General features: G+C 37.5%; 13 protein-coding genes and 1 tRNA gene. 1 reads left to right on the forward strand and 13 read right to left on the reverse strand.

Annotation, left to right across the window (positions count from 1 at the left end; all coding sequences use genetic code 11):
- The first annotated feature begins 37 nt into the window (after positions 1–37).
- Positions 38–110 (forward strand) — tRNA-Thr (locus tag ACO5V7_RS08255).
- Positions 111–188: 78 nt separating this feature from the next.
- Here the strand turns inward: ACO5V7_RS08255 and ACO5V7_RS08260 are convergent.
- The 13 genes from ACO5V7_RS08260 to glnA all read right to left on the reverse strand — a co-directional run.
- Complete coding sequence (locus ACO5V7_RS08260) at positions 189–1,070, reverse strand: diacylglycerol/lipid kinase family protein (RefSeq protein ID WP_485485793.1); 882 nt, start codon at positions 1,068–1,070, stop codon at positions 189–191.
- Positions 1,071–1,243: 173 nt separating this feature from the next.
- Positions 1,244–2,476 carry a peptidase T gene (pepT, locus tag ACO5V7_RS08265; protein ID WP_485485794.1) on the reverse strand — a complete coding sequence of 411 codons (1,233 nt, stop codon included), beginning with the start codon at positions 2,474–2,476 and terminating at the stop codon, positions 1,244–1,246.
- Between the two features lie 13 nt (positions 2,477–2,489).
- Entirely contained in the window at positions 2,490–3,035 is a 546-nt protein-coding gene (gene nusG, locus ACO5V7_RS08270; protein WP_485485795.1) for a transcription termination/antitermination protein NusG, read from the reverse strand.
- Between the two features lie 108 nt (positions 3,036–3,143).
- On the reverse strand, positions 3,144–3,314 hold the full coding sequence (gene secE / locus ACO5V7_RS08275) for a preprotein translocase subunit SecE (protein WP_298648307.1): 171 nt from the start codon (positions 3,312–3,314) through the stop codon (positions 3,144–3,146).
- A 19-nt stretch (positions 3,315–3,333) separates the two neighbouring features.
- Positions 3,334–3,486 (reverse strand): 50S ribosomal protein L33, encoded by a 153-nt coding sequence (gene rpmG / locus ACO5V7_RS08280; protein ID WP_005606057.1) that lies wholly within the window; start codon positions 3,484–3,486, stop codon positions 3,334–3,336.
- Between the two features lie 71 nt (positions 3,487–3,557).
- Complete coding sequence (locus ACO5V7_RS08285) at positions 3,558–4,508, reverse strand: 1,4-dihydroxy-2-naphthoate polyprenyltransferase (protein ID WP_485485796.1); 951 nt, start codon at positions 4,506–4,508, stop codon at positions 3,558–3,560.
- Positions 4,505–5,608, reverse strand: a complete 1,104-nt coding sequence (locus tag ACO5V7_RS08290; protein WP_485485797.1) for an FAD:protein FMN transferase — start codon at positions 5,606–5,608, stop codon at positions 4,505–4,507. The genes ACO5V7_RS08285 and ACO5V7_RS08290 overlap by 4 nt, the downstream gene beginning before the upstream one ends.
- Positions 5,609–5,761: 153 nt before the next feature.
- Complete coding sequence (locus tag ACO5V7_RS08295; protein WP_485485798.1) at positions 5,762–6,298, reverse strand: FMN-binding protein; 537 nt, start codon at positions 6,296–6,298, stop codon at positions 5,762–5,764.
- Positions 6,299–6,466: 168 nt separating this feature from the next.
- Positions 6,467–7,444: a polyprenyl synthetase family protein gene (locus tag ACO5V7_RS08300; protein WP_485485799.1), complete on the reverse strand. Its 978-nt coding sequence runs from the start codon at positions 7,442–7,444 to the stop codon at positions 6,467–6,469.
- Positions 7,445–7,515: 71 nt separating this feature from the next.
- On the reverse strand, positions 7,516–9,444 hold the full coding sequence (locus ACO5V7_RS08305; protein ID WP_485485800.1) for an NAD(P)/FAD-dependent oxidoreductase: 1,929 nt from the start codon (positions 9,442–9,444) through the stop codon (positions 7,516–7,518).
- A 78-nt stretch (positions 9,445–9,522) separates the two neighbouring features.
- On the reverse strand, positions 9,523–10,065 hold the full coding sequence (locus tag ACO5V7_RS08310) for a Gx transporter family protein (RefSeq protein ID WP_485485801.1): 543 nt from the start codon (positions 10,063–10,065) through the stop codon (positions 9,523–9,525).
- A gap of 57 nt (positions 10,066–10,122) precedes the next feature.
- Positions 10,123–11,412, reverse strand: a complete 1,290-nt coding sequence (locus tag ACO5V7_RS08315; RefSeq protein ID WP_485485802.1) for a lipid II:glycine glycyltransferase FemX — start codon at positions 11,410–11,412, stop codon at positions 10,123–10,125.
- Positions 11,413–11,658: 246 nt separating this feature from the next.
- Positions 11,659–12,683: type I glutamate--ammonia ligase (gene glnA / locus ACO5V7_RS08320; RefSeq protein ID WP_485485803.1), on the reverse strand; the 1,025-nt coding region annotated here is incomplete at its 5' end.

Below are 12,683 nucleotides of genomic sequence, written 5' to 3' on the forward strand. Positions count from 1 at the left end.
TTTCTTTTTTGAGGCTCGTATAATAAAAAGTACATCAGCCGAAATAGCTCAGTTGGCAGAGCAACGCACTCGTAACGCGTAGGTCGCAGGTTCGAGCCCTGTTTTCGGCATCTATTAAAATAGCGTTCAAGAAGAGGTCAAACGAATCTTCTTGAACGCTTTTTATTATTTCCGTACTATTAATCACTCTACTCTTTTGGATCTGAGTAAACTGAAACGTGATTTCCAAAAATTTTAATCTCAACTGGAAGATCGTCTGATTGATCGCCATCAACGTCAGACTCTAGTTTGGAATCCGATGAAATTTTTATATCTTTTGCTTTAATATATTCGATATTTTCATTTTCAACCACATCCCCTTTTAATATATTAGGAATGAGTGATAGTTTTGAGAAGATAGAAGCATCTTTAAGAATCAATATATTAGCATAGCCATCCTTGTTTTCATCAAACATTTTCTTGTCGGCATAATAATTAGACAATAGAACAAGGACTTGGCTAGCTTCTCCGTGATAGTTTCCACTCTCAGTTTCAATATGAATTGTAAACACTTCATCTTTTATCACTGATTTCATCGTATTAATAGCATAGGCTAGAACACCATATTTTGTCTTATCTTCAATCTCAACATTGTGAATGGCTTCTGGCAGCGATCCTACACTAAAAATATATCCGAAGTAATGATTGTTGGCTTTCCCAATATCAATAGCGTTTGTATTGTTGAAATCGAGTTCTTCTATTGCTTGATCAATATCTTGACTGATTTCTAGTAATTTTGTAATTAAATTACCTGTCCCACCTGGGATAATCCCTAGTTTAGGAATATATTCTTTTTCAGCTATTCCTGAAATCACTTCATTAACGGTACCGTCACCACCAAACACTACTACAGCTTCCACTTTTTCTTTAACGGCTTCTTCAGCAAAAATAGTTGCGTCTTTTGCTTTCTCGGTTATTCTAGTTTCAACAACATCAAAATATTCTCTCGCTTTGTTTTCAATTTTTTCTTTATAATCCAAAGCTTTTTCTCCACCAGAAGTTGGATTAATAATAATCATTACTTTTTTCATCCTAAACATCTCCCTATTCTGTTGTTCAAAATCTTTTTAAACCTACTTTCGAATAACTTGTCTTATTAATATTCTAAGTATTTGTAATGCATTATAATATATGACAATGTATTCCTTATCTTTTTTATCTTACTTTAATGATAATCAAAATCTATAAAAATAAGGCCGAGTAATTACCCGACCTTTTTATTTTGTACTAATTCAATGATTTTCAACACAACATCACTTGCTTTTTGCATGCTTTCGAGAGTTACGAATTCGTATTGACCATGTAGGTTCTCTGCTCCGGTAAATAAGTTCGGAGTTGGAATTCCTTTATAGGTAATAATACATCCATCTGTTCCTCCACGGAATGGTTGAATATCTGGCGTGATGCCACATTCTTTATAAGCCTCAATTGCCACTTCAACCGAAGTCATATCGCCTTTTAGGATTTCATACATATTATAGTACTCATCGTAAATCGTGCATTCGATACGAGGCACATCATATGTTGAATTTTGTGCATCGACGATTGCTTGAAACTGTGCTTTTCTCTCTTCGAATTTCTCCATCGAGTGATCACGAATAATATATTCCAATTCAACCTTACCGATATCGCCTGATTGTTTCGATAGCATGAAGTATCCTTCGTACCCACTCGTACGTTCAGGCACTTCATCTACTGGTATGCGTGTAAATAGTTTTGCCGCTTCCGCCAAAGCATTCACCATGACATTTTTAGCTTGTCCTGGGTGGACACTTGTCCCGTGAATTGTCACCACTGCACGAGCTGCATTAAACGTTTCATATTCTAACTTCCCTACCACTCCACTATCTAAAGTGTAGGCAAATTTTGCAGGCATTCTTTCTGCTTTGAAACGGTGTGCGCCTTTTCCAATTTCTTCGTCAGGCCCAAATGCTAACCAAATATCGCCATGCGGAATTTCTGGATGCGCCATTAAGTACAAGCATGCTTCTAATATCGAAACGAGCCCTGCCTTATCATCTGCACCAAGTAATGTCGTTCCGTCAGTTGTGATTAACGTTTCACCGATATAATTCTTCAAATTAGGAAACTCGCTGACCGTCATCACCAATTTTTTCTCGGCGTTTAGAACCACATCTTCACCATTATAATTCTCGTGAATTTGTGGATTGATATTTTCAGCGTTGAAATCCGCGGTGTCGACGTGGGCGATAAACCCAATCGCAGGAGCCATACTTCCTTCTTCTAAGTTACTTGGGAGTAGTGCGACTAAGTAGCTATCCTCTGGATCGAGTTCTACTTTTGTAAAGCCATACCCCACTAATTCATCACGAAGCATCTCTAAGAATTCCCATTGACTCTTCGTCGTAGGGATGCTAGTTGATTTCAAGTCACTACGCGTATTGATTTTCGCATATCGAATAAAACGTTCTAACATTGTAGGATACATGTTAATAAGAGTCATCTTCTTTCACTTGGTGGAAGTCTAAATCTGCAATGGTTTCACGACCGAACATTTCAATCGCCACTTTAATTTTTTGTTTTTCGTGGTCAAGTTCTACTACTTTACCGCTCATATCGTTGAAGGCACCTTCAGTGATGATAACGTAGTCTCCAACAGATACATGTAAATCAACTGGAGCATGTACTTTTTCACCGATACGTCCTAAGATTGCTTCTACTTCTTCAGGTAATAATGGAGAAGGTTTTGAACCCGCGCCGTGCGAACCAACGAAACCTGTTACACCAGGAGTGTTACGAACTACATACCAAGCTTGGTCAGACATGACCATTTCTACTAATACATAACCAGGGAAAGTTTTTTCCACCGTTGTTTTTGTTTTACCATCTTTTACTTCAACTTCCTCTTCTTCAGGAACGATGACGCGAAAAATATTTTCTTCCATCCCCATGCTTTGGATACGTGATAAAAGATTTGATTTTACTTTGTTTTCATATCCTGAATAAGTGTGTAATACATACCATTCTTTTTCCATTAATACTCCTCCTTAAAGAATCAACAACATTTTTCCATATAAAAAAACCTTCAAGACGAAGGTTTTTTCAACTGCTTTTAGTATATCACTAATCACTATAAAGTACTATTATTTTAAAAGGAATGTAATGAGTTGATGAACCCCATAGTCCACCACAGCAAAAAAACCTAATGCTACTAATACAGTAATAATTACTGTAATAGTGTATTTGTTTACTTCTTTACCTGTTGGCCATGTTACTTTTTTCATCTCTTTAAAAACATTTGATAAAAAACGCATTCCGAATCTCCTCTTCCTTTTATTTTGTTTCGCGATGTAGTGTTTGTTTGTTGCAATACTTGCAGAATTTTTTAATTTCTAGACGTTCTACTCGTCGATTTTGTCCAAGCGTAATGGTGTAGTTTCTTGAACCACATACGCTACAAGCTAACGCCGCTTTTTTCTGAGCCATATTTTCACTACTTTCTATAAATCCATATCTATTTAATCATAAGGAAACAGTGAAATTTTGTCAAGTCAATACTAGTAGCCTAGTAATATTGCTACAAGAAGCAGAATAATTTGCAAAGAATGAATCATTACCATATTTTTAATGGCTAAAGCAAAGGTTGTTTTCTTATCTTGTACAGCTTTGAACTGCTGAATATGTTTATAAATAGGAATTCCGACTACAAGAACACCAAGTAGGATAGATGGCGCAACTCCTAACAATACAGCTAGTAGAATCGCCCCCAACGCAACTGCATAAAGCATTTGATACACTACTAAAGCTTGTTTCTTTCCAATATAGTAAACCAGTGTATAACGGTGGTTGGTAATATCCGTTTCTAAATCACAGATGTTATTGCTTAACATGATATTGGCAATCGTACAAACAAGTGGCAGTGATAATAGAAACACCTTTAACTGAGCAACGATATCCAGTTGCATCGTTAAAATACTTCCGTCTAACTGCACGCCTGCAAAAATAGTTCCTTCTGGCACATTTAAAAATACAGTTATCCAAAAAATCCCAAATCCCATCGTGAAGCCTGACAACACTTCACCAAGAGGCATCCGAGAAATCGGAATCGGGCCAAATGTATAGAACACACCGATAAAGAAACAAAGTGCACCGACCATTAAGAGAAGAATATTCGTGCGCGCTACAAGCACGATTCCAAAAACTGTAGCTACTGCAAACAGAATCCCAAATACTTGCCACGCTTTTTTCACCGTTATACTACTTGTTCCAATCACATTATGATAATCACGGTAATCGGAGTTTTTTGCTTTAACATAGTCCATCAAATTATTCATAACAGTCGTAGCCATATCAAATGACAACATTCCAATAAAGAAGAGGCTCATGTTAAGAAGGTTAATTTCTTTAAATAATATAAAAGAATAGCATAAAGCAGTTAAAAATGGGCAAACGCTAGCCAATTTCGTTCGTAATTCCACTAATTCAATAAATTCTTTTTTTGACATCATTCTATAGACTCCTTCAACTCAAGTGCTCCGTTTGTTAGTTTGAAAGTCTCTTTAATCGAATCGGATACATAGACCTTTTTATCCTTTGTCACAAAAATGACATCCACATCTTTATGGCTATTTGCATATTCCAGACCTTCTTTTACCCCTACAGAAAACATCGAAGTCGATAAAGCATCTCCTTTAGTCGAACGATTTACAATCACCGACACTCCTTCGATATTATTCTCATATGGATATCCTGTTTTTGGATTTAGAATATGATGATAAACTTGATTGTCCACTTTTAAGTATCGTTCATAGATTCCTGAAGTGACAATCGTTTTATCTTTTTCTAAAATCGTCCCTAAAGTTGTCCCACGAGGTTCTACCGGATCTTGAATCCCTACATTCCAAGCAACACCATTTCTTGCAGGGGAACCTCCCATAACAACAATATTTCCACCTAAATCGATAACGGCCGTGGTTACACCTTCTTTAGCAAAATAATCCCAAACCTTATCGGCAATATATCCTTTTGCAATCCCGCCTAAATCCAACTTCATTCCTTTTTTCTTCAAGAACACCGTTTGTTCAGCATCATTTAGCTCTACTTCCTTATAATCGACAAGGGATAGGACTGCATCAATTTCTTCTTGAGTAGGTTTTTTGGCATCATCAAACCCGATATGCCACAACGCGGTTAATGGTCCCACAGTAATATCAAATGCACCGTTAAATTCCGCACTATATTCCAATCCTAATTTAATGAGCTCATAAACATCTGAGCTGACCTTTACAGGCTTTTCTCCTGCAGCAATGTTTACTTCATCCACTTCAGAGCCAGAAGCGTTCACGGTAATTCTCTTTTCTAAATCTTTAATCATCTCCAAAGCACTCTCGATTAGAGCCTCTGAATTAGGATGATAGACGGATAATGATACAGCCGTTCCTAATAAGAAATCTGTCTTTTTCACCGGAGATTTAATGATTTCTCTTGGAGTTTTAATTGACGCCCCCGAAACTGTGTCGGCTTCATTATTCGATTGATTCTGGCAAGCAGCTAAGACGGATGTCCCCATCACTGCCATTAGCCCCCATGTCATCCACTTTTTTCTCATAACACTCTCCTTCTCATTCATCCTATGTATTATATCGCATTTTTCATAAAAAACTAAACTTTACGCCAGTATATCCTCACAAGATTTCTAATCAATAAACTAAAAACTCCTGCACGAAAAGTACAGGAGTTCACAGTCTTAACTTGTAATCCATTAGTTTTTTGGTGCTTCTACTTTAATTTCAGTAGTATCGCCTTTTTTAGCAGCTTCAATTAATTTGTTTGCATATTCCACAAATGAAGTATGTGCATTGGTTGCTCCTGCTACTACTTCAACATCTTTAGGATTTTGTTTTGCAACAAGGCCTTCATTGTATGCTTTAAAGTATTCAGCCGGTCCAGTACCCACTTTATCTTTCATTGATTTTTCGTATGCAGCATCTGCTGATTTACGTTCACCTTTATCGTTTAAGTTGTCATAATCAGATTTAGTGATTTTTCCACCTTCAACAGTAATCGTAAATTCAACATGCCAACCACGTTTGTCAGCAGCTGATACTAATTTATAAGTACCATCTTTTAAAGCTGCATCAGATTTTTGTGCTGCCGCTTGTGTTGTTGCAGTTTGTGTTGTAGCTGCTTGTGTTGTTGTTTTGCTTGAATCTGTTTTGCTGTTTCCGCCACATGCTGCTAAAACAAACACTGATGATAATAATACTACGGTTGCAGATAAAGATTTTTTGATAGTCATGGTTTTTACCATCCTTCTCTATGTTTTATATTTCGTAACATCTATTATAGCATATCACGGGCAAAAGTCTAGTTTTCTCTGGAATTTTGTTCTTCTTTTTACTTAAAGGAATAAAGTGAAAAAGGTGTTTCTGAAACGAAAATACCTTTCTTTGTGAATGAATAGTTATTAATATTCTCGCTGCAATAAACGGCTTGTGATATCATACAACATCGATTTTACATTCTTCTCTGGCAGTCGTTCAATTTGTTGCAAAGCTCGATCCGTATATTTTTTAGCTAATACTTTAGCAGACTCTACTCCACCAGATTTTAATACCAGTTGTTGCACTTTTTTTCTTTCTCCATCAGAGATACGTTCTTTTTTCTCAAGAAGTGAACGAAATTCCTTCTCTTTTTTAGGAAAAGCTATAATGAGCGGTAAAGTATACACCCCTTGAGCTACATCCTCTAATACCGGTTTCCCAAATTGATGAGCATCAATTTCATAATCTAAGATATCATCTAAAATTTGGAAAGACATTCCTATCGCATGGCCAATTTGCCTTGCTCTTGCTTCTTCTTTCAAAAGTGAAAATTGTTCTCCCATCATACAACTTAACATAAAAAGTTGCGCTGTTTTCCCTTCAATTCTCTTCAGATAGTCTTGTACCGTCACGTCTAAACGATAACGTTCTTCCATTTGAGACAGTTCCCCTTGAATTACTTGCATCATTCCACGTGTGGGAATTTGGATATTCACTAAATCTTTGCTATAGGAAGATAACAGTTGATAACAAACCGTCAATAAATAATCCCCTGCATAAATGGCTACTCGATTCCCCAATTTTGCACTAATCGTCTCTTGACCTCTTCGAACGCTAGATTCATCTATCACATCATCATGGAATAATGTTGCCACATGTAATAACTCCAGAGCAGCCGCGACAGCATGAACTTCTTCTTTATTTCTATTGTCATTCCACATAGAGAATAGAATCAAATATGCAGGACGAACCATTTTCCCTCCAGAATCAAGGACTGATAAAATTGCATCCTTAATGGCCTTATTCTCTATTTGAATGGAATCTCTCATTATTTTTTTTACTTGTTTTAGTTCTTCGTGAAGTTCTGGATAATTCATCCACATTGGATGTACAGCCGTCATATATTTTCTCCTTCATATCGACTTTTAAAAAAAGAAGCCGACAAAAATTGTCGACCTCATTATACCATATCCTATTTTACAAGTTGGGTTCCTTGCTTATCGAAGCCATAGATTGCTTTCGATTTACCATACCACCATTTCCCAGCTGTTCTTTGGAACCAAGGAATGAAGTAGTAGTCTAAACCAAACGCGCGACCTGAGCCGTTCATTAATGCAATTGCAGCAGGAACAAACCACATGTTTACCCAGTAGAACATTCCTGATAAGCAGAATGTTGCGACTAAACCGATTGTCACTGCGTTGACAATCCATGTTAAGAAACCAGCCATAATAGCAAGACCGATTGCTAACTCTACAAATGACATTACTTTTTGCATTAAATGCGCAACTTCAACATTAGGAATCATAATTTGCATGATTGAAGCAAACCAATCTGGCATCTTTTCTAATACCATCGCTGGTTGTTCCCCATATGAATAGTTGAAACCGAATGAAACGACTTGAGTAGCTGTTTGTGCTGCTGTTTCTGTAGCACCACTTGCAGCTGAAACAGCTTCAGTTGCTCCACTTGCAGCAGAAGTTGGTTCTAACAACCAAGGGAATGGGAATGCTAAATGAGTTCCATCAATCCAGCTATGAGCTCCCCATAAACCAAAGATTTTCTTCAACCCTTCAATTGTCCACATACCACCATAGAATAATCGAAGTGGCACTGACCATAATACATTACCATAGCGTGATAGGTGTCCACGGAAAATATTACGACGGTTTTTAATATGGAAGAATTCATGGAATACATATTGAATTGCATAGTATAAAGAGAAAATCTCAAGAAAATATTTAATATTCACTAAATGCTTCATCAACATTGCGAAAAATCCACTTAAGTGCCATTTACCCATCAAGAATGCTACGCCGTAGTGTGACCCAATAGAAACCATGAATCCATCGTATTTTCCTTTGTAAGCAACTTTTGAAGTATTGTTGATAGAAGCGATAATATTTTTCGCTGCTGTTTTACCAGTTTGTTCAGCCGCTTGTACAATTTGTGGATGTGGGCGGTTTTCTTTATCTGGTTCTTCATAGTACGCTAAGTCTCCAACAGCAAAAATATCTGTTTCGCCATCAATTAACATGTTCTCATTAACGACTAAACGTCCAGCTCTTGCCGCTTTAAACCCAAACACTTCTGCTTCAGTGTTAGCTTTAACGCCTGCTGTCCAGAATAGTGAGTAAGTTGGAATAACCGTACCATCTGCTAAGCGAATGCTATTTTGCTTCACTTCAGAAATTCCGTTCCCTTTAATCACTTTGATGCCGCGTTTTACCATAAACGCTTCTGCTTTATCCGCATCTCTTGCATCTAACATGTTTAAGATGGTTGGAACGGCTTCAATAATATATAAATCAAAATCTTCTTTATCTAAATTGTATTCATGTGCTAACACTGGAATCCAGTCCATTAATTCACCGACTAGTTCAACCCCAGTAAATCCGGCACCACAAACCGCAAACGTTAATAACGCTTTACGTTTTTGAGGGTCATGTTCTTTAGCTGCTTTTTCAACACAGTTAAGAATGTGTTTACGCATTTTAACAGCATCTTCCATTGACCATAACGTAAATCCATTTTCTTTAACCCCTGGAACGCCGAAGTCATTTGCTTCCCCACCCATTCCAAGCACTAAATAATCATAAGAGAATTCACCATGTTTTGTGTGAACTACTTTGTTTTCTTTATCTAAGTTCGTAACTGTATCTGTTACTAAGTTTACATTTTTTGAACGAGCAAAAATCTTTTGTAAGTTGTATTGAATCGCATCTGGTTCAACACGTCCCCCAGCAACTTCATGTAATTCCGTCATATAAGTTAAGTAAGGATGTTTATCAATCAATGTAATCGTAACATCTTTATTCTTTTTCAACTTATGCGACAATGTTTTTGTAGCGGCTACTCCGGCAAACCCGGCACCGATAACTACAATGTTTGCTTTTGTCATTGTAAATCCCCCTTGAGCTTTATCACTTTAGTAGTATAGGCTATTATTGCGCTTTTGTCCATAGGATTGTCTTTTTCTTCACGAAGGAACCCTTCTATTTTTTAGAAAATATTTAAGAATTTTAATATGAGCCAACGCGTAATTTGCGGCTACCCCAACAGCTATTCCTGCAAAGATTCCAACGATTGACATTGCTGGTAAATATAAGAGCACCGTCCACGATTTAGCCATCCAACTTGCTACCATCAATTGCCCTACATTGTGCAGAATTCCACCAGTAGCACTCACTCCAATCATGCTGACCCGCTTTTCACCAAGCTGCTTCACAAGATACATTCCGATAAAGCTGACAAGGGCACCCATACCACTATATAGAAAAGTAGAAAAAGTCCCTCCAAGAACGGTTGTCAGCAACGTTTTCATCACAATGACAAAGACGACCTCTTTAAACGATAAAGTATATAAACTAATTAAAGTTACTATATTCGCCAATCCCAACTTAGCCCCTGGTGCAAACGCAAAAGGAAACGGAATGGCTTGTTCCAACAACCCTAAGACAATTCCTTGAGCAGTTAATAATGCGATAAAAACTAGTTTTCTTAAATGACTACTTTTCTGCATTCCATTCTCCTTTCAATCTTTTCTAAAAAAGGCCGGAAACTTCTTCCAGCCTTTTTACTATTTTTTACGTCTTACTAATAATTTGTTCTTTAAGCTGACTGCTTTGGGCGCCCAAGTATGGAACACTTCAAACCAGAACTTAGAGATTGGCATATCAAACTCACCGATATATTCGACTAACTCAGGATCAAACGATTGCTTAAATCCGTTAATACCGCGATGATGTTCTTGGTCTTCCGAAACTCCAAAGAAGTCAAATGAGCGAATGCCTTTTTCATCATAGAGATTTTGCATAATCCACGATACAAGCGCTTTGTTCGCATTCAATCCACCATCGTCAGTAATATTAGCCCCGTATAAGTAGTACGCTTTATCCAGGTACGTCACTACAAAAGCTCCACTAACCACTTTTCCTTCCGGATACTCTTCTAAGTCGCCTTTCACACGTTCAATTTCTTTTTCGTATTTTTCAATATTCACTTTTAGAGAGTAGATTTGTTTTTGAACAGTTTCAATTCGCTTAGGATTATTAAGGGTTCCCAATTGTCCTGTTAACTTATCGAACTCTTTTTGCGCTGTTTCTAAGCGATTTGTCGCAAATGATAATTGGACATTATAGTCTACTTTGGCAAAGTATAAATCCACCATACCTTTAGGGTGAAGGTGTTGGTACATTGTTGTTAAATACTCGATACTACGTGCTACATATTGATCACGTTCAGCCGTAATTTTGTTCAATTCATCATAAATCGGCATATCTTCAAGAGTTCCTTTGTAGCAAACGACCCCTTGTTTTTTGGCTACATTCACTTTATAACGTTCTTTCTTATTGAACGTTTCAACGATGCCTTTTCCTTCATCTTTCAATGATAAAATCATTGTTAAACGCGGTTGAATCCCGTCGAACCCTAAATCCATGGGGCGTTCGACAAAACCAGACGCTAAAATGTTATTGCGAAACTCTTCATTGTTGAATCCACCTTCGACTATTTCGAACTTGTTAGTCCATTCACGCCATTGTAGCTCTGGGTCAATCTTTAATCCAAATGCATTTTTAGTTTTTAAATACACTTTTAAAGTCGCAAAGACCGATTTTAATTGTTCTGCATTTGTATAATCCGTTACGATTCCACGAGGCGCGTACGCTAAATACTTATTCACTCCGGGTAACTTACGGTAAAGAATCATTGCAGCTGCAACAGGTTCATGAGTATCCGACATGACAAGTAATACATCTTTTGTCCATGAGCCATCTGCCTTCACTTCGCCCCATTCAGGCGTTTGAAAAACCGTTCTATTGGCTTGAGTTTCCATAAAAGCATGATACTCTTTTAACGAATTCGACATATCTTTTATATACATGTCAACACTCTCTTTCCTTTTTTTATTTCCTTACCAGTATTACATTTTCAGCAAAATATGTCAAAACTTTAATAAAGAAAAAGCTTACGTATCAATGGAAAGCGGTGTTGGGCAAAGATATCTGTATCAAAAACCGAATTGTAACATATAAGTTACGTAACTTATATGTTACAATTTGCTTTTTGCACAAAAAAGAGCGCATCACGATGATACGCCCTTTGATTTAATCTTTTAGAATAGCTTTAAGTATTGATCTAATTCCCATTGAGATACTTGACTACGATATGCAGCCCATTCGAAACGTTTCGCTTCGATAAAGTTGTCTAAAATATGACTTCCTAATGCTGATTGAACGGTTTTGTCTTGTTTCAAGTATTCAATCGCTTCGTTCAATGTTCCTGGTAAATCATCAATCCCTGCTTCCTTGCGTTCACTAGCAGACATTGCATAGATGTTGCGATCTACTGGAGCAGGAACTTCCATTTTTTCTTTAACCCCTTCAAGACCCGCTGTTAAAATCGCAGCCATTGCTAAATATGGGTTCGCTGATGGGTCTACACTACGCAATTCAATACGTGTTGAAATTCCACGAGATTCTGGAATACGGATAAGCGGCGAACGGTTACGTGCCGACCACGCAATATATACAGGAGCTTCGTAACCTGGAACTAAACGTTTGTACGAGTTTACGGTTGGGTTACATACCGCAGTTAGAGCTTTGGCATGTCTCATCACTCCAGCGATAAAGTGACGGCAAGTGTCACTTAGACGTTGCTCTCCATTTTCGTCAAAGAACGCATTCTTTCCATCTTTATCAAATAATGATAAGTTGAAGTGCATTCCACTTCCGGCAATTCCGAATACTGGTTTCGGCATAAATGTTGCATGCAATCCATGTTTACGGGCAATAGTTTTTACTACTAGTTTGAATGTTTGAATATTGTCACAAGCTGCAACGGCATCAGAGTATTTCCAGTCGATTTCGTGTTGGCCTGGTGCTACTTCATGGTGACTTGCTTCAATATCGAAGCCGATCTTTTCTAATTCAAGAACGATTTCACGACGGCATTCTTCTCCAAGGTCGATTGGCGCTAAGTCGAAGTAGCTTCCTTGGTCATTTCCTTCAAGGGTTGGTTCACCATTTTCGTCCAATTTGAATAAGAAAAACTCTGGCTCTGGTCCTAAGTTGAAGTTTGAGAACCCTAATTCTTTCATTTCATTTAACACACGTTTTAAGTTTGAACGAGGGTCCCCCG

The organism is Granulicatella sp., assembly GCF_057274575.1.